Source organism: Sorangium sp. So ce1014 (assembly GCF_051521505.1).
Classification (GTDB): domain Bacteria; phylum Myxococcota_A; class Polyangia; order Polyangiales; family Polyangiaceae; genus Sorangium.
The window spans coordinates 8,639,500-8,662,182 of the sequence record NZ_CP150356.1 but is presented as its reverse complement, the minus strand read 5'-3'; the positions used below and the strand labels follow the sequence as shown (position 1 = coordinate 8,662,182).

Below are 22,683 nucleotides of genomic sequence, written 5' to 3'. Positions count from 1 at the left end.
TGGCTGGTCAGTCGTGATGGCTACAACGAGATGCCCCGAAAATCAAATGATTCGGTGTGTCTCGGCCGGGTCTGGAGATCGCGGAACGCGGTTTTCCGGGGATCTGCGTCCAGGGTGCACGATTTCGTCGCTGGGCTCGGCACGGCATCCTGCGCAAAGCGTCCGCCTGCCTCCGATCTTTCCAGGCGCTTTTCGGGCGGCCCGTCCGCGCGACGGCGGTGGGAGACATCGAACCCCAGGTGACGGGCCGGTGATGGTAAAGCGACCGACCCATGAACAAGTCCGAGCGCCGCCAAGCCCTCCTCCGCGCGGCGCGCACCGTGTTTTCCGAGAAGGGGTATCACGAGGCGAAGGTCGATGACATCGTCGCGCTCGCGAAGGTCGCGAAGGGGACGTTCTACCTCTACTTCCCGGACAAGCGCTCGGTGTTCGGCGAGCTCGTGGGCGGGCTGTTCTCGCGCCTCGGCGGCGCCATCCTGCGCGTGGATCCGTCGGCGGACGTGGAGGCGCAGATCAAGCACAATATCCGCGCGATCGTGGCCGTCCTGCTCGACGATTCGGCGCTGACGAGCATCCTCCTGTCGCACGCGGCGGGGCTCGACCCGGCGTTCGTCAAGGAGCTGCGCGCCTTCCGGCAGGAGGTGAAGCTCTTGCTGGAACGGAGCCTCGCGGAGGGGCAGCGGCTCGGCATCATCGAGCCGGGAGACACCGAGCTCTACGCGACGTTCACGATCGGCGCGCTGAAGGAGGTGCTCTTCGAGAACGCCCTCGAGGACCAGGCCCGCCCGCGCGAGCGGATCGTCACGGCGCTCTACGATCTCCTGCGGCGCGGCTACCTCCGGATGGACGCCGCGCCCGGGCAGCCGGCGCCGCGCGGGGAGGGCGAGCGCGGGGCGCCCGCGCCGGAGGACGCGGCGCCCGCGCGGGCGGAGCGGTCGAGCCCGCCGCGCGCCCGCCGCGCCAGGCCGAAGGGGGACTGACCGGCGCGTCAGTCAGGGCCGTGACGATGCCGGTCCGGTGGACGGCGTACGGCCGAGGCGCGGCGCGACGATGTGCGCGATGAAGTTGAGCAGGGTCCGGGTGCCGAGCTGATCCGGCGAGATGCGGGCGAGGAGCGCCGGGACGTCGAGGCCCTCGGCCTGCAAGACCTCGCGGCGCCAGGCGATGTAGCCGGCGATGACGTCGTGGTCCATCTCGGGGTGGAACTGCACGCCGTAGCAGGTGTTCGTGAAGCGGATGACCTGGTGGTCGTCGAGCCCGGTGAACGCGAGGCTGCAGGCGCCCTCGGGCAGCGCGCCGACCGTGTCGATGTGGGTGGCGTGGGTCTCGAAGCTCGACGGGAGCCCGTCGAAAATGACGTCGTCGGCGCGGCGCTGGACGCGGATCCGGCCGATCTCGCGGCCGCGCGGGTTCCGGATGACCTCGCCGCCGAGGGCCTGGGCGAGGATCTGGTGGCCGAAGCAGATGCCGAACGTGGGGGCGCCGGCGCGGACGACGTCGCGCAGCCACGCCTCGCAGCGGAGCATCCAGGGCTCGCGGTGGGGGACGTTGGCCGAGGAGCCGGTGAGGACGAAGGCGGCGGTCCCGGGGGCGTCGGGCGCGGGGAGGTCGCCCGCGCGGGCGTCGAAGGTGGCGTATCCGCCGCGCCACGCGGCGCCGATCGTCTGCTCGATCAGGGCCGCGAAGTCGCCGCGCCGCTCGAGGACCGGGGGCACGGGCTCACCGGTCTTGACGATGACGATCTTCTTCGGATGTCCCACCCTTTCAACATAGCAGAGCGGCCGGCGGGCGAGAGCGGGACTTGGCAGCGCGGGGCCGGGGCGCGAAGATGCTCCCCGATGTCCTCCTATGTCGTGCCGCGCCCGGTGTGGCGGCGGTTTCGCCCGCGTTTCCTGCCCCGCGCCGCCGCGCACGTGAGGGCCGGCGGACACGCGGCCATCGTGCTGCCGGACGAGCGGGTCGATCTCCTCCTCTCCGTCGACGCGCAGGGGAAGCTGACCGAGCTCGGGCTGTGGTCGCTCCTGTCGATCGAGCAGCAGCGCTTCCGGCGCGTGAGCGAGGGCCCGGCCCTGGGGCTCGCGACGGCGCGGGTGAAGCGGGAGTACGAGGGCTCGGTCCTCGACTGGTGCGAGCGCGACAGCGTGCACCCCGGGGCGATCCGCGAGGTGGCGCTCGACTGCCTCGCGTGCGGGGCGTGCTGCCACGACGCGCACGTGGTGCTCGACGACGTGGACCTGTCGCGCTTTCGGGACGCCGGGCGGGGCGACCTCACGGCGCGCGCCTACGTGCGGCGGGCGCGCGACGGGAAGATCACGCTGCGCTTCGCGGCGAGCGGGCGGTGCCAGCACCTCGGCGAGGACCTGCGCTGCGCGATCTACGAGCTCAGGCCGGACAACTGCCGTGCGTTCGTGGTGGGGAGCGAAGCGTGCCTGTCGGCGCGCGAGGAGACGCTCGGGCTACGGGACGGGGCGCCGGTGGAGCGGTGAGCGGCGAGATCCCCGCACGGGCCGCGGTCTCGTGATGGCAGCGCGCGACGTGGAGACCTCCAGGGAGGACGGGCAGCGGACGCCCGCCGCGCGGCTCAGGGCGCAGCGCATCGCCGGGCTCCTGATCTTCCTCGCGAACGGCTTCTGCATCGGCACGTGGGTGACGCGCATCCCCGACTTCAAGCGGGCGCTCGCGCTGAGCGAGGCGACCCTGGGCAACGTGCTGCTCGCGCCGGCGCTCGGCGCGTTCGTGGGGATGCCGATGGCCGGGTGGCTCGTCGCGCGCCTGGGGAGCCGGGCGGTGGCGGTGTCCTCCGGCGCGGCGTTCGCGGTCAGCCTGTTCGGGCTGGCGCTCGCGCGGACGCCGGTCGAGCTGTTCCTGGCGCTGACGTTCTTCGGCGTCTCGAACGGCGTGATGGACGTGTCGATGAACGCCAACGCCGCCGAGGTGGAGCTCGCGTGGGGGCGGCCGATCATGTCGTCGTTCCACGCGCTCTACAGCGTCGGGGGGCTCGCCGGCGCGGCGGTCGGCGGGGGGCTCGCGCACGCGGGGGTGGCGCCGGCCGCGCACCTCTCCCTCGCGGCGGTGGCGGCGCTGCTCCTCGTCGGGCTGCTCTCGGCCTGGGTGCGGCCCGGCGTCCCGGCGCGGGAGCCGCCGGGGAACCCCTTCGCGCTGCCGCCCCGCGCGATGTGGCCGCTCTGCGCGATCGCCTTCCTGTGCATGTTCGGCGAGGGCGCGATGGCCGACTGGAGCGCGGTGTACCTGCGCGACACGCTCGGCACGTCGGCGGCCTTCGCGGCGACGGGGTTCGCGGCCTTCTCGGTGGCGATGGCGGCGGGCCGCTTCCTCGGCGACGGGGTGAGCACCCGGCTCGGCCCGGTCGCGGTGGTGCGGGGCGGGGCCGTCCTCGTGACGCTGGGGCTCGCCGCGGCGCTGCTGATCGGCCGTCCGATGGCCGGCCTGCTCGGGTTCGCGAGCGTGGGGCTCGGGCTCTCGTGCGTCGTCCCGACGGTCTTCAGCGCGGCCGCGCGCACCGGCCCCACGGGCACCTCCATCGCGGCCGTCGCGACGTTCGGGTACCTGGCGTTCCTCGGCGGTCCGCCCGTGGTCGGCCACATCGCCGCGGCCACGAGCCTCCCTGTGGCGCTGTCGCTCATCGTGGTCGGGGCGCTCGCCATCGTGCTGCTCGCCGGGGCCGCGGGCGGCCCGGCGCCCGCGCCGCGCCTCGCCGGGGCCGCGGGCGATCCGCCGCCCGCGTCACGCGGCGATCACGGGGCCGGCGCGTCCTCCTGAGCCGGGGCGGCCTCGGGCGCCGGGGCGGCCTCCGGCGCCGGAACATCCATGGCGCAGCGGAAGCCGATCCAGGCGTGCGCCGTCACGGGCGCCGCGGCGGTGCGGTACGTGGTGGAGAGCTTCTCGGGGCCGTCCAGGAAGTTCGCGCCGCGCACCACCTTGAGCGGGAAGGACGGGTCGCCCTGCGGATCCTCGCCGCCGGGCGGCGGAAAGACGAGGCCGTCCGAGACCCACTCGGACACGTTGCCGGCGAGATCGTAGACGCCCTCGGGCGTGCGATCGCTCGGGTGGGCGCCGGACGCGCAGGTCGCGACCTCGGTGCCGCGCGCGAGGCAGGCCTCGTTGCGGTCGTAGCAGGCGCGCTCGCAGGTCGGCGCGTCGTCGCCCCAGACGAAGGCCCGGCCCGCCGCGCCGCGCGCCGCGACCTCCCACTCCGCCTCTGTGGGCAGCCGCCGGCCCCGGAAGCGGCAGTAGCTCTCGGCCTGGGAGTAGTCGACGCAGTTGATCGGGTGCCCGGTCGCGTTGCGAGGCTCGTTGCAGCGACGCGACCACAGGTCGGCCTCCTTCTGGTCCTCGGACGCCGCCGGCGCCAGCGCGCCGGGCAGGAGCTCGGGGGTCAGCGAGACGTGATCCGCCGTGGAGCACATGCGCTGCTGCATGCAGGCGCGGTAGGCGCGGACGGTCACCTCGTTGCGATCGATGTAGAACCCGCGGGTGAGCGTCACCTGGCGGGCCTCGCCCGCGGCGCCGATCGTGGTCGTGAGCGGCCCGATGAAGACCATGTCGGCCGGCGGCGCCGTCACGGCGGCGGGCACGGCGGCCGACGCCGCCGCCGAGGCGCTCTCCGCGGGCGCAGCGGTGGCGATCGCCGGCGCCGCGCCCGCGGGGGCCGCCGCGGCGCGCCCGGTGGGCGACGCCTTCGCCGGGGCGCGCGCGGCAGGCGCCCGCGCCGGCTTCTTGCCGTCGGGCGCCTGCGTCAGGAAGTACGCCGCCGCGCCGGCGCCGCCGAGCAGGAGCGTCGCGAGGAGCCAGGGCAGCGCCGCGCGCGCAGGGCTGCGGCGGTGCTGCGGCGGGGCGACGGGCGGCGCGGCGTGCGGCGGCTCGCCCGCCGCGGGCGGTGGGGGCGGGGCGGCGCCGGGCGGCGGGGGCGGCGGGCGGGCCGCGGGGTAGGCGGCGGGCGCGACCGTCTCGATCATGGAGTCGTCGACCTGCGCGGTCCGGGAGCCCCCCGTCGCCAGCGCGGCAGCCGCGGCAGCCGCGCCGGCCGCGCCGCCCGTCGGATGCCCGCTCGCGCCGTGGCTCACCTTGACCACGGCGGGCCGCGCCGGGGCGGGCGCGAGCGCGTCGGCGAGCATCGTCGGCTCGATCGGCAAGCCGGCGTGTCCGGTCGCGAGGCCGAGCCCGCGCGAGGCCGCGTACTCCGCGGTCGACAGCCCGCCCGCGTGCTCCGCGCCCGGGGCGTCGAGCCCCGCGCCCGACCCGGCGCGCTCGCCGCGCGCCGCGGCCGACAGCGCGTCCCAGAACTCGCCCGCGTTCGTGAAGCGGTGCTTGGGCTCGATGGAGAGCGCCCTGTCGAGCACGCGCTCGATCGCCTCCGGCGCGTCCGGGAGCCCGCGCGCGCGCAGCGTCGGGCGCACCGCCGGGTCGGCCGAGGCGATGTAGAGCTGCGTGGGGTCGTCCCCCTCGAGCGCGCGCTTGCCGCTCACGAGCTCGACGAAGATGAGCGCGAGCGCGAACACGTCGGTCCAGGGGCCGGTCGCGCCGCGGGCCCTGTTGAACTGCTCGGGCGCCCCGTAGCGCGGCGTGAACGCGCTCGGCCCCTGCCGGGTCGCCGCGAGCGCCTCGGTGAACGTGGGGTGGTCGGCCAGCACCTTCGCGATGCCGAAGTCGAGCACCTTCAGCGTCCGCACCCCGCCGACGTCGGTGAGGAACAGGTTGGCCGGCTTCACGTCGCGGTGCGCGACCTTGTGCGCGTGCGCGACGGCGAGCGCGCGCGCGGCCGGCGCGAGCAGCTGGATCGCCTCGGCGATCGACATGCCGAACTCCCCCCGGTCGCGCCGGTCCCGGAGGTGCTGCCCGAGCGTCTGGCCCTCCAGCCACTCCAGCACGAGGTAGGGCACCCACACGCCGGCCTGGGTCGTGAACGCGCCGACGTCGAGCGCCTGCACGATGCCCGAGGTGGCCCGCGACAGCCGGTGCAAGATCCGCCCCTCGCCCCGCAGCGTCTCGAGCAGCGCGTCGCGCTGCTCGGCGTCGAGCGAGGTCGGCATCTTCAGGCACTTGATCGCGATGAGCTCGCCAAATCCCTCGTGAACCCCGCGGTAGACGACGCCGAACCCGCCATCGCCGATGACGGCCGCGACGCGGTACTTCCCCTCGATGGTCTGCCCCGAGAGGCCGAAAGGATCGTCGGACGGCTCCACCATGCCCCGCTCCTAGCGCGTCGCCGTTCGCAGGCAAAGGGGCTTCGGCGCCGCCTGCCCAGGTTCTCTGTTCCCTCTGCTTCCCTCTGCTTCCCTCTGCTTCCCTCTGCTTCCCTCCGCTTCCCTCTGCTTCTTCCCTCTGCATTCCCTCGTCACGTCCGCTTGCATCCGGTGGCTCGCGGCGCCATGGCGGCGCTCATGAAGACACCGCGAGCGCTCGTGATCCTGGCCGAGGGAGCTGAGGAGATGGAGACGACCATCCTTGTCGACGTCCTCCGCCGCGCCGAGGTCGAGGTCGTCCTCGCCGGGCTGGACGGCCCGGGGCCGGTGCGCTGCAGCCGCGGCGTGCGCCTCGTGCCGGACGCGGAGCTCTCGGCGGTGGCGGGCGACTTCGACGTCGTGGTCCTCCCGGGCGGCAAGGGCGGGGCCGACCGTCTGGCCGGCTCGCCGGCCGTCGGCGAGCGCCTCCGCGCGCAGGCGCAGGCGGGCCGCCTCGTGGCGGCGATCTGCGCGGCGCCGATCGCGCTCGCGGCGCACGGGCTCTTCCAGGGGAAGAAGATGGCGTGCCACCCGTCCGTGAACGACGTGGTGTCGGCGCACGGCGCGCTCGTCGCGAGCCCGGTCGTCGAGGACGGGCAGCTCGTGACAAGCCAGGGGCCCGGCACCGCGATGGCGTTCTCGCTCGCGCTCGTCGCGCGGCTCCGCGGCGAGGAGGTCGCCGCGAAGGTGCGCGCGCCGCTGATGCTGCCGTCCTGAGCCTGCGCCGTCCAGGAGGGCCCCGCGCTCGCGTCCCGGAGCGGCGCGCGTCCCCCCTCGCCGCCCCTCGGGGTTCGGACCGTTTGCAGGATCACAGCGGCGCGCGGTTGGACTTATACTCCGCCGCGTGCTGCCGCTGCTCGCCCTGACCGTCATCGTCGTGCTGTGCCTTGGCTACCGCTTCTACGGGAGGCTCGTCGCGCGCAACTACGCGCTCGACGACGACGCGGTGACGCCCGCGGTCAAGGTGAACGACGGCGAGGACTACGTGCCCACGAAGCCGTTCTACCTCTTCGGGCAGCACTTCAGCGCCATCGCCGCCGCGGGGCCGATCGCCGGCCCGATCCTCGCCGGACAGGCGTTCGGGTGGCTCCCGTGCGTGCTCTGGATCGCGATCGGCGTCGTGTTCATCGGCGCGGTGCACGACTTCTCCGCGCTCATCGCGAGCGTCCGCCACGAGGCCGAGAGCGTCGCCGAGATCGCGAAGCGGCACATCGGCCGGCGCGCCTGGCTGTCGATGATGATCTTCATCTGGCTGGCGCTCTCCTACGTGATCGTCGCCTTCACGGACATCACGGCGAGCACCTTTGTCGGCAAGACCGAGGAGTTCGAGGGAGGCACGTTCCAGTTCAACCCCGGCGGCGCCGTGGCGGCGGCGAGCATCGCCTACCTCGGCCTCTCCCTCACCATGGGCGTGGTCCAGCGGTACCTCAGGCCGCCGCTCTGGCTCACCACCCTGCTCTTCGTCCCCGCGACGCTCGCCGTCGTCTGGCTCGGCACGAAGATCTCGACCTCGTTCGTGCTGCCGGTCGACAACCCGCAGCGCGCGTTCGGCCTCATCATCCTCGTCTACTGCTTCCTGGCCTCGCTCCTGCCGGTCTGGCTGCTCCTCCAGCCGCGCGGCTACCTGGGCGGGTTCGTCCTCTACATCGCGCTCGCGGTCGGCGTGATCGGGATCTTCTTCGGGAACCTCCGGTACCCGGGGGAGTTCGAGCTGCGGCAGCCCGCGTTCACGACGTGGGACGCCGGCGGCGCGACGGGCATGCTCTTCCCGTTCCTGTTCGTCACCATCGCCTGCGGCGCCTGCTCCGGCTTCCACGGGCTCGTCTGCTCGGGGACGACGTCGAAGCAGATCTCGAAGGAGACGCACACCCACTCCGTGGGCTACGGCGCGATGCTGGCCGAGGCGTTCGTCGCGCTCATCGCGCTCGCGACGCTCGTCATCGTGGCGCAGGGGACGAAGCTGGGCGGCCCGGGCAAGATCTACGGCGACGGGATCGGCAAATTCCTCACCGTGATCATCGGCAAGGAGCACTTCCTCTTCGCCGCGACGTTCGGCGCGATGGCGTTCTCCACCTTCGTGTTCGACACGCTGGACGTCTCGACGCGCCTCAGCCGCTACATCCTCGAGGAGCTGTTCCACTGGAAGGGGAGGGCGCTGTCCGCGGCCGCGACCGCGCTCTCGCTGGCGCCGCCCACGCTGTTCATCATGACCGCGCGCCCGCCCGCGCCCGGCGTGCGGCCCGCGTACCTCGACTTCTGGACGCTGTTCGGCACGAGCAACCAGCTGCTCGCGGCGCTGACGCTCCTCTCGGTCACGGTCTGGCTGCACTGCGAGAAGCGGCGCATCTGGTACACGGCGATCCCGATGGTGTTCGTCATGACGATCACCCTGTGGGCCCTCATCCTGCAGGTGCGGAGCGCGCTCGTCACCGTGCGGGCCGAGGGGCTCACGCTGAGCGCGACGACGCTGAACGGCCTCGTGGGGCTCGCGCTGATCGGGCTCGCGGTGTCGCTGATGGTCGAGGCGGTGAAGGCCCTGAAGAACGGCCCGGCCGTCGAGCCGGCGCCCGGCCCGGCGCGCTGAGGGGGCTGGGTCGCGGATCGGGAGCGGCGGGCAGCCGGGGGGCGATCGGGAGCGGCCGGTACCGTCCGCTCTCCCAGGTCCGAAAAGCGCCAGAGGCGCGGCGGCGCCTGCGCTACGACGCTTTGCATGCGGCTCGACGAAGACGCTTGTTATCGCGCGATCGAGACCCGCGACCTCCGCTTCGACGGTCGCTTCTTCACGGGCGTGCAGTCGACGGGCATCTACTGTCGCCCGATCTGCCCGGCGCGGACGCCGAAGCGGGAGCGCTGCGTCTTCTTCCCCTCGGCGGCCGCCGCGCAGGAGGCCGGCTACCGCCCGTGCCTGCGTTGCCGCCCCGAGGCCTCGCCCGGGACGCCCGCGTGGCTCGGCACCTCGGCCGTCGTCTCGCGGGCGCTGCGGCTCATCGCGGAGGGCGCGCTCGACGACGCGGACGCCCCGGAGCTCGCGGCGCGGCTCGGCGTGGGCGAGCGCCACCTGAGGCGGCTCTTCCTGCGGCACATCGGCGCCTCCCCGCTCGCGGTGGCGCAGACGCGGCGCCTGCTCTTCGCGAAGAAGCTCCTCGACGAGACCGCGCTCTCCATGACCGAGGTGGCGCTCTCGTCGGGGTTCTCGAGCGTCCGCCGCTTCAACGACGCGATCCGCGCCACCTACGCGCGGACGCCGCGCGAGCTGCGGCAAGCTGCGTCGCGGCGGGGCGGCGGCGCGGCGCGAGCGGACGCCAGCGCGCCGGACATCGCGCTCCGCCTCCCGTTCCGCCCGCCGCTCGACTGGGACGCCCTCGCCGGCTTCCTCGGCGCCCGCGCCATCCCGGGCGTGGAGTCGGCGGGCCCCGGCGCGTACCGCCGCACGGTGCGCGTCGCCGGCGGGCACGGCGTCGTCGAGGTGCGCCCGGTGCCCGGCGAGGCCTGCCTCCTCGCGCGGCTGCGGCTGCCCGGCACCGAGGGGCTGATCCACTGCGCCGAGCGCCTGCGGCGGCTCTTCGACCTCGGCGCCGATCCCGACGCGATCGCGGCGCACCTCGGGGCCGACCCGCAGCTCGCCCCCCGGGTCGCGGCGCTGCCGGGGGTGCGCGTGCCGGGCGCGTGGGACGGCTTCGAGCTCGCGGTGCGGGCGATCCTGGGCCAGCAGGTGAGCGTGCGCGCCGCCACGCAGCTCTCGGGCCGCCTTGTCGAGCGGCACGGCGAGCCGCTCTCGCTGCCCGGCGGCCCGTCCGAGGGCGCCGAGGGCCTCCGCCTCGTCTTCCCGACGCCCGAGGCGCTCGCCGCGGCCGACCTCTCGGACCTCGGCGTGCCGCGGGCGCGCGCGGCGGCGATCACCTCGCTCGCGGCGCACGTGGCGCGCGGCGAGGTCGCGCTCGACGCCTCGCGCGGCCTGGAGGAGACCGTGCGCGCGCTCTGCCGCGTGCCGGGCGTCGGCGAGTGGACCGCCCAGTACGTCGCGATGCGGGCGCTGCGCGAGCCGGACGCGTTCCCGGCCACCGATCTCGGCCTGCGGCGCGCGCTCGGCGGCGTCTCCGGCGCGGATCTCCTGGCGATGGCGGAGGCGTGGCGCCCGTGGCGCGCCTACGCGGCGATGCTCTTGTGGATGGCGGACGCGCGGGGCGCGCGGCCCGCGGAGAGGGAGGTATCGAATGGATCTCTTGCTGGATGAGATCGAGTCGCCGCTCGGGGTCATGCTCCTCGCGGCCGGGGGCGGCATGGTCCACGGGCTCGAGTTCGCGGATAACGGGCCCCGCCTCCGCGCCTCGCTGGAAGCGCGGTACGGCGCGGTCACGCTGCGCAGCGCCGCCGATCCTCACGGCTTCTCCGGCCGGCTGAGGGCCTACTGGCGGGGCGATCTCGGCGCGCTCTCGGGCGTCCCGGTCGAGCCCGGCGGCACGCCGTTTCAGCGCCGCGTCTGGGCGGAGGTCCAGCGCATCCTCCCGGGCGCGACGCGCGCCTACGGCGAGGTCGCGGCGTCCCTGGGGCAGCCGTCGGCGTCACGCGCCGTGGGCCTGGCCAACGGTCGGAACCCGGTCTGTCTGGTCATCCCTTGCCATCGCGTCGTGGGCGCCCGCGGGGACCTCACGGGCTACGCGGGCGGCCTCCCGCGCAAGCGGTGGCTGCTCGCGCACGAGGGCGCCTCAGGGAAAACAGGAGCGCGGCTCCTCCGCTCGTAGGAAGAAGCCGCAGTCTGTCGCGTCGGAGCAGCGATAGTACTCGTCGAGCTCCACGGCGCATCGGTCCTCGCACGCGCTGTCGAGGGTCCCGCCGCAGCGCTCCTCGATGCAGCAATACGCCGCAGACAGGCTCGGCTGGCAGCTCCGCGCCGCGCAGGCCTGGACCTGATAGTCGACGCAGCCGGCGCAGTCGACCCATACCCCGTCGAACATGCGAGGAATCGTGGTGTCCGCTTCGAAGCAGTCGTCGACGCACGAGCTCACCGTGCACGCGTCGATGCACGGCAGCGTGTCGGCCGAGCACCGCGGGAGGTGCGTGTCCGGCAGCGGCTCGGACGGCTCCGCGCACGCCTTCGCGGCGCACGTGCCGCCCGGCCCGCACTCGCCGAGATCGCCTCTGCAGCTCACGCCGCCGCAGCAGGGCTCGCCGACCCCGCCGCACGCCGTGCAGACGCCGTCGATGCAGTCGTTCGCGCCGCACGACTCGCCGCACGCGCCGCAGTGGAGCTCGTCCTCGGAGAGGTCGACGCACGTGGACCCGCACAGCGCGAGGCCCTCCGCGCACGTGCACTGCCCGCCCACGCAGGTCGTGACCCCGGGACACGAGCGCCCGCAGGCGCCGCAGTTCTCCGGATCGGACTGCACGTCGATGCAGTGAAACCCCGAGGCGGTCACGAGCGGACAGTAACCCTGCCCGGCCGGGCACTCGCAGCGCCCGCTCACGCAGCGCGCGTCCTCGGCGCCGCAGAGGGCGCTGCCCTCGCCCTCGTCGGCCGCGCCGTTGCAGTTGTTGTCGGCGCCGTCGCACAGCTCGCCGAACGTCGGGGCGTTCCGTGGATCGTCGTCGTCGCAGTCCGCGCCGCCGCAGATCACGGGCAGCGCGTCGTCCCCATCGCCGTCCAGCCCCTCGAAGACGCACTGCCGGAGCGAGTCGTCGCAGCGCTCTTCCTGGGTGCACGGATCCGCATCCACGCAGTCGGCCGGCGTCGCGCACGCCTTCTCGTTGACGCAGCCACCCCTCGCCCGATCACAGCGCCCGCCCGGACAGCGGGTGTCGTCCGCCACCGACTCGCACCGACCGCCGGAGCAGCGGTCGACGGTGCAGGGGACGCCGTCCGCGCAGTCCTTTGCGCTCTCGCAGGGCTCCCCTGACCCCTGCTGCGGTTGCTGCGGCGCGCCGCCGTCACAGCTCGCGAAGAGGAGCGCCGTCGACGCGATCAGCGAGGAAAGGCGAAAGAGAAAGGCGACAGGATGTCTTGGCAGGGACGTTCTCACGAGGGCGCTTCTTCGAGCATAAGCGCGATCGCGACTGTCCAACAAGCCGCGCGAGCGGCGCTTTCTTGCTCTCCGGCCGCCTCGAAGAGAGCCGCTGCCTACTTCTTCGCCCCGAGCAGCGCCGCGAGGGTCGGATAGTCGCTGTCCTCCACGGCCCCCTGGATCACGCACGTCACCTGTCCGCCCGGCGCCGCGAGCGCGTGGATCGGCAGCTCGGTCGTCTCCTTCACGCCGAGCGCCCGCAGCCACCCCGCCCGCTGGGGCCCGTCGGGCAGCCAGTACGAGGCGCGCACCCCGGTGCCCGGCTGCGCCTCCAGGAACCGCGACAGCTGCCGCTCGTCGTCGTCGATCGAGATGAACGCCAGATCGACGAGCACGCCGGCCGCCCGCAGCTTCTGCTGCCACGCGAGCAGCCGCGGCATCTCCTCCAGGCACGGCTTGCACCACGCCGCCCAGAAGTTCACCCACACCCACTTGCCGACGCCGAACCCGATGTTCGCCGGCAGCGGCTCCGCGCCCTGGGCCGCGACCGCCGTGAGCCCGCCCGACGAGGGCGCCGGCCGCGGCGACTGCCCCGCGCACAGCAGCCGCGGCGCCGCCGGCGCCGCCGGCGCGGCCGCGCTCGCGGGCGCCCTGGCGCTCGCCGTCGCGGCCGCGCCCGGCGCCGTCACCGCGTTGCTCCGCCCCTGGCCGGGCGTCGGGGGCAGCGGCAGATCCGCCTTCTCCCCGTCGCACCCGCCCGCGAGCCCCGCGGCCACGGCGAGCGCGACGAGCGCGAAGCTCCTCCTGACGGCGCTCACAGCTGGCAGTCCACCCAGGAGACGAACGCGCTCCGGTTGATGGCCTCTGCCGTACATGCCTTGTTCTTGCGCGAGACGTTCCATTGGCAGTATTCCGCGCCGAGCTGGGCAAACTCGTTCCCGAGCCACAGCATCCCGACCTTCTTGTCCAGGTCCTGGTCCTTGAACTTGTCCGAGATGTCGAAGAGCACGCTGTTCGCGCGCTTGTGCGACAGCGTCCGGTTGAACTCCGGCGTCCCCGTCTTCGACGCCCGGGCGACGATGAAGAAGTAGCGCGCCCCGCGCCGATCGAGCCACATCTCCTCGACCATCTTCCTCGAGTCGTCGTCGAGCTTCTCCGAGGCGTCGTCGAACATGACGACCCCGCCGCGCGTCTTCAGCGGCGTGAAGAGCGCGTTGAAGTCGTCGTCGCTGATCGACGCGAGCGTCTTCACGTCGGCCGGCTGGCACCCGCGCCGCGCCTCGGCCCCGACCAGGCCGCACGCGTTGAGCACCCGCTGCAGCACCGTCTTGAACGCCGGCGTGCAGTACGGCGCCTCGGCGTCGTTGGCGATGGCCACCGCCGGCCTCACCGCCGCGGCCACCCCCGTCTTCAGGCGCTGCGAAGCGGCCTGCACCTCCCCGTGCACCGTCACGCCGGACGCGACAAGCATCGCGCACCCCGCCACGATCCCGATGATCCCTGCGCCTCTCATGACCACCTCACCTCGTCCGGAGGGCCGGCGCGAGCTGCCTTATGGCATACGACAGCCCGATGTCCGTGTCCTCGTCACAGAGCCGCGTCGTGCCCAGGAACATCTGCGGCGTCGAGACAGGGAGCTTGTTGTCCACGATGTAGCGGAGCATCCGGTTCAGCCGCAGCGCCGTCTCCTTCGAGTCCATGCACGCGTCGAGCCCCGGCCAGCGCTGCCGGATCGCCGCCTGCACGTTGGCTGTGCCGGCCCCCGCCTTCGCCCCCTCGAGCAGATCCTCCTGGTTGTCGTAGGCCCACTCGAGCACATCCATCGCCCGGTGATCGCTGCAGAGGATGGCCTTGGAGAGCAGGCACGCGCCCGGGTGCACCGGCCGGTCGAGCATCCAGTTGCACTCGCTGTCCAGCGGGAACAGCACAAGCGTCGTGTCGAGCTTCTCGAACACCCCTTCGGACACGAGCCGCTGGTGGAACGCCTTGCACGTCGGGCAGAGCGGATCGACGAAGATCGTCGCCGGCTGCACCGCGCCCGGCGGCTTCACGTGGAGCAGCGCGCCGTTCGGCTCGGTCGGCCTCTCCAGCTTGCCGCAGCCGGTCAGGTAGCGCGCGTAGCTCGGCAGCGCGCTCGCGTAGAGCAGCGCCGGCGTCACCGTGCACACGCCGAGCGCGACGAGCCACCCCGGCAGGAGCAGCTTCGAGCCCATGCGGCGCGCGGGCGCGGGGGCCGCCCTGCCCGGCCCGTCGACGCCCAGGGGCGCCATGGGCACCGTGGGCCCCACCCCGGCCGCCCCGGCCGGGCGCGGCGCCGCGCTGGACCAGGCCGCGGCGCGCGCCGCCCTGCGGTCCTCGACGAACGCCCAGATGCCGCCGGCCGCGAGCAGCGCCGACGAGACGTACATGCCGACGCACGTCTTGCAGAACACCCCGAGGCGCAGCGCCGAGATGAGCGCCATCAGGATCGACACGGCGAGCGGCGTCAGGCCCGCGACGAACAGGAAGTGCGCCGAGCGCCGCGGCGCGTGCTGGCCCGAGAGCAGCACGTAGAGCGCGAACGCCGCGAAGAACGCGAACGCGCCCAGCGCGAACAGCGAGATCGGGATACCGCCCCAGAAGCTCTCGCGGAACAGCGCGGAGTAGGGGCTGTACATGGCCACGCGGCACGCGGTGTCGGCGCCCGCCTGCGCGTCGAGGCCGGGAATGAAGCTGCAGTGCAGATCGTGGACCTGCCGGTCGAGGTGCCGGATGTAGTCGAACGTCGACGAGGCGCTGAACGCCAGTCCCAGCAACGACCCGCAGAGCGCGAGCGCAGCAGGCCCGCGAGGACTACGACTGCCTGACATGACCGAGTGGATTACGCGACGCCGGGCAACGCGTCAAATTAGGATGCCTGTGCGTACGGCCATTTCCTGATGGCGCATGACGCGCGGCGCGCCGTGTCGCGATCCCGCCGGACGGCGCGCCGCGCTGAGCCTGCTGGCTCATCGGCTCCCCGCGCGCTCCTCGGCGAGGAGCAGCGTCGTCGAGAACCGCCCGATCGGCTCGATCCACTGCTTGGAACAGCGGAAGCCCGCGCGCTCCCCCATGCGCACGACGTCGTCCGGCTCGTACTTGTACGAGCTCTCCGTCCAGATGGATTCGCCCTCCTCGAAGGCGACCTCGAGGTCGAGCGCGCCCACGCGGATCGACTGCCGCCGGCGGCTGACGAGGTGCATCTCGACGCGCGAGCCCTGCGCGTTCCACGTCGCGCGGTGATCGAACGAGCGGAGGTCGAACGTCGCGCCGAGCTCCCGGTTCATGCGCGCGAGCAGGTTCTTGTTGAAGGCGGAGGTCACGCCGAGCGGATCATCGTACGCGAGCACCAGATCCGCCGCGGGCTTCACGAGGTCGGCGCCGAGCAGCAGCCCGTCCCCGGCGCGGAGCGAGGCGCGCAGCGCCGCGAGGAACGCCGCCGCGGTCGCCGGGGCCAGGTTGCCGATGTTCGAGCCGAGGAACAGCACGAGGACGGCGCCCTCGCCGCCCCGCGCGTCGATCGCGCGCCGCGCCGTCGCGCGGGACAGGCCTTCCTCGTACCTCGCCCGGTGGGCCGAGGTCTCCACGCGCGGCAGGCGGCCCAGGGTCCGGCGCGAGAGGTCGAGCGCCGTCTCCGACACGTCCACGAGGTGTACGCTGAGGCGAGGCACCCGCTTGCAGAGCGGGGCCGCCAGCAAGGCGAGCTTCTCCCCGCTGCCACAGCCGAGCTCGACGATCGAGGCGCCGGCCCCGAACGGCGCGACCATCTCCTCGGCGTGCCGCTCGAGCAGCGCCCCCTCCGCGCGCGTCAGCGGATACCACGGGAGCTGACAGATCGCCTCGAAGAGGTGCGAGCCGAGCGCATCGTAGAAATACTCCGGCGAGAGGTGCTTCGGCGACGCCTTCAGGCCCGCCCGGACATCCGCCATGAAGCGGTCGAGGGAGTCTGTCGTGTGCATCACAGAACCTTAGCCGCAGACCTTCGATAGAGCGCCTGGAAATCCCTGGAGCTCCAACGATTTCCAGCGGCACCCCCCCTTGGTCCATTCCGATGAGCCGCCGAATTTTCTCCGGCTCGTGACGACCGTTGCCCACGCGATCGGCCGCTGCTAGGGAGCTGCCTCGGGGATCCGGGATCCCGGAGCCAACCGATGACGACCTCTGCACCCGGCGCGGCGAGCGGCGCGCCCCCTCCTGTGAAGCTGGGTCCGTTCGACGCCGAGTTCCTCGCGGACCTGCCCTACGACCCCTCGGTCCTCTTCTTCGACGAGCTCCTCGAGGTGGACGCCGGGAAGAGCCTGGTGCGCTGTCGCATGCCGACCGACCGGCCGATGCCGCTCGTCGACGCGCAGCGGGCGCACCCGCTGCTGCACCCGCGCCACGTCGCCGGCGCGATCTTGGTGCACGCGACGGGGATGCTCGGCTTCGTGCACGCCTACCACCTGCTCGGCCTGCGGCACCGCGAGGGCTGGATCGGCTATGGCACAAACATCCACCGGGTGGTCTTTCGCAAGCTGGTCCAGCCGGGCGCGCCCATCGAGGCGACGTGCGTGGCGACGCGCTCCCGGCTCGGCGAGAAGCGGCACATGATCCGCTATGCGTTCGAGTTCCGGCACGAAGACCGCGTCTGCTACGAGGGCGATCAGACGGCGGTGTGGATGCGCGCGCAGGACGTTCCAGCCATGAATTCCCGACCCGCGCTCGAGGAGATCGAGCGATCCCTCGCTTGACCCGCGCGTTCGGCTCGTCTACCGGCCCTCCCATGCCGGATTTCGATGCGGGATCGATCGTCCCGTCCACACGCGATCTTCTCCAGGTGATCTCCACCCGTAGAAAGAACATGGCTCTGGTCGGGCTCGTCGGCTCGGAATCGCCCGCGGAGGATGCGCTGCGGCTCCATGAGCTCAACATCTCTGCCCTCGCGTTTGCCGAGGCGGGGCCCGCCATGCAGGGGGCTGCGCGCGCGACGAGGACCGTGCCGTCGCTCTGCCTGTCCCGGGTGGGTGATCGCGACGGCGCGCTCGCGGCGCGCTACCACGGGGCGGACGGGGTCTGCATCGACGCGCTCTTGCCGCTCGACGAGTGGGACCGCCTCGCGAAGGGGGCGAGGACGATGCGCATGCTGCCGCTCGCCCTGGCCGAGAGCCCGGAGGGGGTCGAGGCCGCCGCGAAGGTCGGCGCGCGCGCGATCCTGGTCCGGGGCGCCACGGCGGAGGCGGTGATCGCGTCGATCGCGTCGCTCCCGAGGGCGCTCACCGTCGTCGCCGAGGTGCTCTCGGCCGACGCCGACGCGCTCCGCCGCCTCGCGGGTCACGTCGACGCGGTGATCGTGCCGCCGGCCGTCCACACGTCGGCCCAGTTCCCGGCGCTCGTCGCCGAGGTCGATCCCTGAGCGCGGGCGGAGCGGCCGCCGAAATGTCGGGCTGCCCCTCGACGCCCCGGGCTCCCGCCTCCACGATCTGGCTCTGATGAACAACGCCCACGAACTGGACGAGCAGCGGCACGCGCTCCGCGAAGGGGCGCTCGTGCAGGCCATGCCCGAGCTCGGGACGCTGATCGTCACCGGCTCGGACCGGCAGACCTGGTTGAACGGCCTGGTCACCTGCGATCTCGCCCCGCAGAAGCCGCTGCCCGCCGGGGCGAAGGTCCCGCCCCCCGCGGGCGGGGCGTACGGGCTCAACGTGGTGAAGACCGGGAAGATCTTCGCCGAGGTGTGGCTCGTGATCGCGGAGGACCGCATCTACGTCGGCGCGCTGCGGGATCGCATCGAGGCGCTGCGCGAGAGCTTCGAGCGCTACCTCATCATGGAGGACGCCGAGCTCGCGGACGCCTCCGGCGAGCACGCCTGGGTCTTCGCGCACGGCCCGCGGGCGGCCGATCTCTCCGTGGCCGGGCGCGCGGCCGGCGCGGACGCCGCGATCGTCGACTGGACCGGCCTCGGGGGTGCGCTCTTCGTCGCGCCCCGGCAGGCCGAGGACGCCGTGCTCGCGGCGCTCCTCCAGGCCCCGGGCGAGGCGGGCCCCGTCCTGCCCGCGACGTCGGCGGCGTGGGAGGTGCTCCGGGTCGAGAACAATGTCCCGCGGTTCGGCGTCGACTTCGACGACCAGAACTTCCCGCAGGAGGCCTCGCTCGAGGAGCGCGCCGTCTCGTTCAACAAGGGCTGCTACCTGGGGCAGGAGACGGTGTTCATGCTCCAGATGCGCGGCCACGCCAAGAAGCGGCTCGTGCAGCTCGCCGTCGAGGGGGAAGGCGACGTGCCCGCGGGCGCCGAGATCGCGCTGCCCGACGGCGCCGCCGTGGGCGCCGTCACGAGCCAGGTCAAGGATCCGCGCGGGCAGCGGGTGCTCGCGCTCGGCTACGTCAAGTACAAGCACGCCCTCCAGGGCACGGCGCTCCGGGTCGCCGGCCGTGCGGCCGAGATCACGCGCGCCCCCGCCGCGAAGCCCTAAGACGAGCGGCGCGGCGCCAGGGCGGTAGTTTCCGGCAAGCAGGGGGCGACCGGGCGCGTGTAGGCCGCGTGAGCGGACGGATCCGCCGACGCCCTCGTTCGCGGCGCCGGGGTTCCCCGGTCGCTCGTGTTCCTGGTGCTTCCTCGGGCTGCCCTTGCAGCTCACCATGTGCGCGCGCGCGAAGCTTGGTTCGCCCGGCATGCGCACCTCTCCGAGCGGCCGAGGTCATGGCAACGCGGCAACGGCGAGTGTTCCCCCCGGGAAGGCTGGAGAGCACATCCCGCACGCTGCTCATTGTGTATGACAGAATTAAATTCTCATTCCGATGAGAAAAAAATGCCCATGGAAAGCCTTTGCCCCACAAAAAAATTTGCTGCGTGAATGAGAATTATATTCGTGAATTTGCAATGCAAAGAAACTTCGCTGACAAGCATGCTGGGCTCTCTTGACATGGATCGTCCTCTTGATACGGTCGTGGCGTTCGGCGTTCCCTGGCAGACGGGGAGAGGCGCGGAGGGCTCGCGATGGCTCAGCGTTCCGTTCGCCTGGAGTCAACCGTGTTGGCCGGCGTCCCCTTCGTCTTGTGCAGGACGCGGCCCTCGATCGACGGCCATGGCCTGTATCGTTATGACGTCGAGCTCGCGGTGGACGATCCGGCGAGCCTGCGCGGCCGTGCGATCTGGAAGAGCCGCGCGACGCTCGTATTCGTGGTGAACGGGGAGGAGTCCTTCGTGCAGGGAATGATCGCGGAGCTCTCGCAGGTCCAGCATGCGGACCGCGGCAGCATCAGCCTTCATTTCGCCCTCGTTCCGCGTGTCTGGCAGATGACCCGGGCGCCTGCGAGGGGGACGTTCCTTGACCTCACCGTCCCCGCGCTCATCGTCCAGAAGCTGCAAGCCGCCGGGTTCGCGGAGGGCGACGACTTCGTCCTGCGCTTGAAGCGTGAGCACCAGCCGCGCGAGCGCATGGTCCAGCACGACCGCAGCGACTTCGACTTCATCCAAGAGCTATGCAGGAGCGCCGGGCTGTCCCTCTCCTTCGCGCACGGCGACGGACGCGACGTGCTCGTCATCTCGGACACGGAGGGTGCTCAGGGCTCGCGCGGCCCTTGACTTCCACGGGCTGCGTCGGGGTCCGCCGGGGTCGGTTTGAAATCACGACACCGCCTCGTGTATGTTCGGCCACGTGCTGACCATCACCGCCCGGCCTCGCCGCGCCCGAGGCCCTTCCTCGCCATGAGCGCCGACGTGGGCTCGCGCATCGAGATCCCCGGGCCGATGTCCGCGGCGTTCCACCGCCTCTCGCGTGGCTTTCTGCCGGGTTCGGTGCTGCAACGCGAGCTCATCGAGCTCCGGGCGGTGGGCTCGGAGCGGAGCCTCATCCCGAGGAGGCTCCGTGTGGAAGGCGACATGCTCCTCGTCACGGCCGAGGTTGACAGCCCGGACGTCTCGTTGCGCGGCACCGTGCTGGAGGACCTGCGCGGCCTTCACCTGGAGGGGACCTGCGAGGACGGCACCCGGTTCTCCGCGCGCGTAGCGGCCATGCTGTCCCTGGAGTGGAGGACGGCGCGCATCGTCCGCGCGGTGCTCTCGTGCGACGACTGGACCATCGACAGGCCCGCGGCCAGGCCGATGCTCTGGCAGGGGATCACTGACGCGGAGCTGCATTCCGGCCGCGGCAACCTCCGCCTGACCACTGCAGAAGGACACGTTTCAGAGGACGATCACTGCCTCCGGGGGCAGCTCTATACCTACTACCTGATCCGTCAGCAGCGCGATCGCCGCGATGTCCGCTGGCTCCTCGCCGTGGATCCGCGGGGCGCGACGGAGCTTGACCGCGACGTGTTCCGCCGCGACCTGAGGAGCATCGCGTTCTGCTTCGGACGTCCATTTCGCGTCGGCGTGCTTCACGGACTGCGCGAGGACGGCGGGCCGGCAGGCCTCGTCAAGATCGGCGCTGAGGAGCACCTCTCAGGGCGCCGCCGCGCGCTGTCTCCCGTCCCGCAGAGGCAGGGCGCCGCTGAGGCTTCATGGCCAGTGGCCTTGTTCGAGGCCATCTCGAGCTACATCGCGCGCCCCGGCGCGCGCGAGGCCGCGCTCGCAGAGGCGCTCGCGAGCTTCGTCGAAGCGCTCCACGAGACCTCGGCTGACGGCGCTGCGCTCAAGCTGCTGCGCGGGGCGCTCGCGGCCGCGAAGCTCGTGCTCGACGGCAAGGCCGTCCGGGCAGCGGACAGGAAGCGCTGGAAGAGCTGCGTGCAGCACGACGACATGATCAAGGCGCAGGGCAGGGCCGCGCTCTCGAACGAGCTGCTCGACGCGCTGCGGCGCACAGAGCGAGCGCGGGCGAGCGCCTTGATCAGCGCTGCCTTCTCCGCTGTCGGACTGACCTTGCTGCGAGAGATGGATGAAGCGATCCTCTCCGCCGCGAGCAGCGTCCTCGGAGAGGACGACGTGGCGCGACCGGACGAGAGGTGCACGGCGATCCTTGGGTCCGTCCTGGTAGCGCTGGTGGCGAAGGCCGTGGGGTACGAGGGACCGATCTGCGGATGGGAGAGGTCGCCCTCCGAGGATTCCTGTGATCCCGCCGGCGCGTGGTGGCGTGTGAGGACGAGCGCTGGCGATCTTGTCGGGCGCTTCTCCGCGGATGCCCCGGGGCACACGGGCCCGCGCGACGTGCGCGCGCTGTGGCCTCACGTCAGCGAGTCGATGGTGCCCATCGAGGGGCCCATCGCGACGATCGCCTCCTTCGCGGAGGGGCTGGAGGCGAGGACCGACGGCCTGGTCATCGCGAGCGTCAAGCCGCTCGGTCACGTCCCGGGGGAGCCTGCCGCGTTCGATTTCGTCCTCGCGCCGGTGGGCAAACCCAGGTCGGAAGTTCGGCTCCTCGCGATCCGCGAGATCGGGAAAGGGGAGATCCGGATCACGGACTGGGACAGCGAAGAGCACGTGCTGAGCGAGGAGGAGCAGATCGTTACTTTCCTGGGTGAGCTCGCGCAGCGCAAGAACACGCTCGAGCTCGTGCGGCGGCTCCGGGCCGCTGCGCGGGAGCCGCCGGAGCCGTGAGGAGCCGGCCGTATACCGCCCTTCAGTGGAACATGGGCATCTACCATGATCCTGAGCTCTCCGAGCGCGTCCGGCTCTCGCGGCTCTCCGTCTTCAGGACGCTGATCGCCATGTACGCTCCGAGCTTTGTGGCGCTCCAGGAGGCACCCGACGATCTCGGGCAGCTCGAGCTCGGCCCCAGGTATCGGGTCATCTCGGACCTGAGTGGCATCACGACCGCGGTCCTCCAGCCGGCGTGGAGGGTGCGTGATCACGGCACGATGGAGGGCTGGAGGGGGCTCGTCGTCAAGGTCGATCCTCTCGCCGGGGGGCTCGGCCTCTGGCTGTGGAACCTGCACCTGCCGATCCTTTTCAAGGACTCCGAGGAGCGGCGGACCCTCTCGCGGTGCGAGCCGCGCGATGATCTCCGCAGGTTCAGGGCGCGCGATCCCGGCCGGGGTGAGATCGTGCTCGGCGACTTCAACCTGGAGCCCCACGACCTCGCGATGGTGGGCCGCGATGGCTTCTACGCGCGAAGCTGCCCTGAATGGGTGCTGTCGAGGGCGAGCCGGCGAGACATCTCGTATCGGCCTCTCTACAACGCGACGCCGACACCCTCCGCCTCGCAGCGCGACGACCCGCCCTACGGGAGCTACTACCGCGACAAGAGCAAGGACGGCGCGGGGCCCTGGTCCAGGCCGGATCAGGTGCTGATGTCGGCCGAGCTCTTGCTTTGCGGCGATCTGAGGGTGACGCTCTTGCCGTGGGCGGGCGGGACGGACCTCTGCGATCAAAAGCATCGGCGTCCCGATCCGAAGGTAGGCTCGGACCACCTCCCTCTGCTCATCGAGTTCATGGCCTAGGGTGTCGCCCACGGCACCGGGACACGGACACCCGTGTCCCGGAAGGGCAGCTCCGTGTCCCGGAAGGGCGG

20 protein-coding genes are annotated in these 22,683 nt (G+C 72.5%); 13 read left to right on the top strand and 7 right to left on the bottom strand.

Going from position 1 to position 22,683, the window contains the following annotated elements:
* Positions 1-272: 272 nt before the first annotated feature.
* Positions 273-980 carry a TetR/AcrR family transcriptional regulator gene (locus WME75_RS32800; RefSeq protein ID WP_437479154.1) on the top strand — a complete coding sequence of 236 codons (708 nt, stop codon included), beginning with the start codon at positions 273-275 and terminating at the stop codon, positions 978-980.
* Positions 981-992: 12 nt separating this feature from the next.
* On the opposite strand, the gene WME75_RS32795 is transcribed toward WME75_RS32800, so the two are convergent.
* Positions 993-1,760: a glutamine amidotransferase gene (locus WME75_RS32795; RefSeq protein ID WP_437479153.1), complete on the bottom strand. Its 768-nt coding sequence runs from the start codon at positions 1,758-1,760 to the stop codon at positions 993-995.
* Between the two features lie 78 nt (positions 1,761-1,838).
* On the opposite strand from WME75_RS32795, the gene WME75_RS32790 reads away from it, so the two are divergent.
* Together WME75_RS32790 and WME75_RS32785 are read left to right on the top strand one after the other, a co-directional pair.
* A complete protein-coding gene (locus tag WME75_RS32790; protein WP_437479152.1) occupies positions 1,839-2,486 on the top strand; it encodes a YkgJ family cysteine cluster protein in 648 nt (215 codons plus the stop codon).
* A gap of 34 nt (positions 2,487-2,520) precedes the next feature.
* Entirely contained in the window at positions 2,521-3,780 is a 1,260-nt protein-coding gene (locus WME75_RS32785; RefSeq protein WP_437479151.1) for an MFS transporter, read from the top strand.
* Here WME75_RS32785 and WME75_RS32780 read toward each other — a convergent pair.
* A complete protein-coding gene (locus tag WME75_RS32780; protein ID WP_437479150.1) occupies positions 3,756-6,206 on the bottom strand; it encodes an SUMF1/EgtB/PvdO family nonheme iron enzyme in 2,451 nt (816 codons plus the stop codon). The genes WME75_RS32785 and WME75_RS32780 overlap by 25 nt on opposite strands.
* A gap of 195 nt (positions 6,207-6,401) precedes the next feature.
* Between WME75_RS32780 and WME75_RS32775 the strand changes: the two genes are divergently transcribed.
* From WME75_RS32775 to WME75_RS32760, 4 genes are all read left to right on the top strand, one after another.
* Entirely contained in the window at positions 6,402-6,959 is a 558-nt protein-coding gene (locus WME75_RS32775; RefSeq protein WP_437479149.1) for a DJ-1 family glyoxalase III, read from the top strand.
* Positions 6,960-7,086: 127 nt separating this feature from the next.
* The gene (locus WME75_RS32770; protein ID WP_437479148.1) at positions 7,087-8,826 is read left to right on the top strand and encodes a carbon starvation CstA family protein; all 1,740 of its coding nucleotides are present in this window, start codon (positions 7,087-7,089) and stop codon (positions 8,824-8,826) included.
* Positions 8,827-8,952: 126 nt separating this feature from the next.
* Entirely contained in the window at positions 8,953-10,476 is a 1,524-nt protein-coding gene (locus WME75_RS32765; protein WP_437479147.1) for an AlkA N-terminal domain-containing protein, read from the top strand.
* Positions 10,457-10,984, top strand: coding sequence for a methylated-DNA--[protein]-cysteine S-methyltransferase (locus WME75_RS32760; protein WP_437479146.1), 528 nt, complete (start codon positions 10,457-10,459; stop codon positions 10,982-10,984). The genes WME75_RS32765 and WME75_RS32760 overlap by 20 nt, the downstream gene beginning before the upstream one ends.
* On the opposite strand, the gene WME75_RS32755 is transcribed toward WME75_RS32760, so the two are convergent.
* The 5 genes from WME75_RS32755 to WME75_RS32735 all read right to left on the bottom strand — a co-directional run bounded on the left by WME75_RS32755 (position 10,949) and on the right by WME75_RS32735 (position 16,218).
* Positions 10,949-12,259: a MopE-related protein gene (locus tag WME75_RS32755; protein ID WP_437479145.1), complete on the bottom strand. Its 1,311-nt coding sequence runs from the start codon at positions 12,257-12,259 to the stop codon at positions 10,949-10,951. The two genes, WME75_RS32760 and WME75_RS32755, sit on opposite strands and share 36 nt — an antisense overlap.
* A 98-nt stretch (positions 12,260-12,357) precedes the next feature.
* Positions 12,358-13,059 (bottom strand): thioredoxin-like domain-containing protein, encoded by a 702-nt coding sequence (locus WME75_RS32750; RefSeq protein WP_437479144.1) that lies wholly within the window; start codon positions 13,057-13,059, stop codon positions 12,358-12,360.
* Positions 13,056-13,754 (bottom strand): hypothetical protein, encoded by a 699-nt coding sequence (locus WME75_RS32745; protein ID WP_437479143.1) that lies wholly within the window; start codon positions 13,752-13,754, stop codon positions 13,056-13,058. The genes WME75_RS32750 and WME75_RS32745 overlap by 4 nt, the downstream gene beginning before the upstream one ends.
* Positions 13,755-13,761: 7 nt before the next feature.
* Complete coding sequence (locus WME75_RS32740) at positions 13,762-15,090, bottom strand: vitamin K epoxide reductase family protein (protein ID WP_437479142.1); 1,329 nt, start codon at positions 15,088-15,090, stop codon at positions 13,762-13,764.
* A 138-nt stretch (positions 15,091-15,228) separates the two neighbouring features.
* Complete coding sequence (locus WME75_RS32735) at positions 15,229-16,218, bottom strand: L-histidine N(alpha)-methyltransferase (RefSeq protein ID WP_437479141.1); 990 nt, start codon at positions 16,216-16,218, stop codon at positions 15,229-15,231.
* A 192-nt stretch (positions 16,219-16,410) separates the two neighbouring features.
* Here WME75_RS32735 and WME75_RS32730 point away from each other — a divergent pair, with 192 nt between their 5' ends.
* From WME75_RS32730 to WME75_RS32705, 6 genes are all read left to right on the top strand, one after another.
* Positions 16,411-16,989, top strand: a complete 579-nt coding sequence (locus WME75_RS32730; RefSeq protein WP_437479140.1) for a hypothetical protein — start codon at positions 16,411-16,413, stop codon at positions 16,987-16,989.
* Between the two features lie 110 nt (positions 16,990-17,099).
* A complete protein-coding gene (locus tag WME75_RS32725) occupies positions 17,100-17,651 on the top strand; it encodes a hypothetical protein (protein ID WP_437479139.1) in 552 nt (183 codons plus the stop codon).
* A 76-nt stretch (positions 17,652-17,727) separates the two neighbouring features.
* Complete coding sequence (gene ygfZ / locus WME75_RS32720; protein ID WP_437479138.1) at positions 17,728-18,708, top strand: CAF17-like 4Fe-4S cluster assembly/insertion protein YgfZ; 981 nt, start codon at positions 17,728-17,730, stop codon at positions 18,706-18,708.
* A 557-nt stretch (positions 18,709-19,265) separates the two neighbouring features.
* On the top strand, positions 19,266-19,820 hold the full coding sequence (locus WME75_RS32715) for a contractile injection system protein, VgrG/Pvc8 family (RefSeq protein WP_437479137.1): 555 nt from the start codon (positions 19,266-19,268) through the stop codon (positions 19,818-19,820).
* Between the two features lie 123 nt (positions 19,821-19,943).
* A complete protein-coding gene (locus tag WME75_RS32710) occupies positions 19,944-21,770 on the top strand; it encodes a hypothetical protein (RefSeq protein ID WP_437479136.1) in 1,827 nt (608 codons plus the stop codon).
* Positions 21,767-22,612, top strand: a complete 846-nt coding sequence (locus tag WME75_RS32705) for a hypothetical protein (RefSeq protein WP_437479135.1) — start codon at positions 21,767-21,769, stop codon at positions 22,610-22,612. The genes WME75_RS32710 and WME75_RS32705 overlap by 4 nt, the downstream gene beginning before the upstream one ends.
* Positions 22,613-22,683: the final 71 nt, after the last annotated feature.

Bases quoted from the DNA above. Each gene is read 5' to 3' on its own strand.
- WME75_RS32790 (WP_437479152.1), top strand. From the start codon at position 1,839: ATGTCCTCCTATGTCGTGCCGCGCCCGGTGTGGCGGCGGTTTCGCCCG.
- WME75_RS32780 (WP_437479150.1), bottom strand. From the start codon at position 6,206: ATGGTGGAGCCGTCCGACGATCCTTTCGGCCTCTCGGGGCAGACCATC.
- WME75_RS32775 (WP_437479149.1), top strand. From the start codon at position 6,402: ATGAAGACACCGCGAGCGCTCGTGATCCTGGCCGAGGGAGCTGAGGAG.
- WME75_RS32765 (WP_437479147.1), top strand. From the start codon at position 8,953: ATGCGGCTCGACGAAGACGCTTGTTATCGCGCGATCGAGACCCGCGAC.
- ygfZ (WP_437479138.1), top strand. From the start codon at position 17,728: ATGAACAACGCCCACGAACTGGACGAGCAGCGGCACGCGCTCCGCGAA.
- WME75_RS32745 (WP_437479143.1), bottom strand. From the start codon at position 13,754: ATGAGAGGCGCAGGGATCATCGGGATCGTGGCGGGGTGCGCGATGCTT.
- WME75_RS32800 (WP_437479154.1), top strand. From the start codon at position 273: ATGAACAAGTCCGAGCGCCGCCAAGCCCTCCTCCGCGCGGCGCGCACC.
- WME75_RS32740 (WP_437479142.1), bottom strand. From the start codon at position 15,090: ATGTCAGGCAGTCGTAGTCCTCGCGGGCCTGCTGCGCTCGCGCTCTGC.
- WME75_RS32785 (WP_437479151.1), top strand. From the start codon at position 2,521: ATGGCAGCGCGCGACGTGGAGACCTCCAGGGAGGACGGGCAGCGGACG.
- WME75_RS32725 (WP_437479139.1), top strand. From the start codon at position 17,100: ATGGCTCTGGTCGGGCTCGTCGGCTCGGAATCGCCCGCGGAGGATGCG.
- WME75_RS32735 (WP_437479141.1), bottom strand. From the start codon at position 16,218: ATGCACACGACAGACTCCCTCGACCGCTTCATGGCGGATGTCCGGGCG.
- WME75_RS32710 (WP_437479136.1), top strand. From the start codon at position 19,944: ATGAGCGCCGACGTGGGCTCGCGCATCGAGATCCCCGGGCCGATGTCC.
- WME75_RS32730 (WP_437479140.1), top strand. From the start codon at position 16,411: ATGACGACCTCTGCACCCGGCGCGGCGAGCGGCGCGCCCCCTCCTGTG.
- WME75_RS32760 (WP_437479146.1), top strand. From the start codon at position 10,457: ATGGATCTCTTGCTGGATGAGATCGAGTCGCCGCTCGGGGTCATGCTC.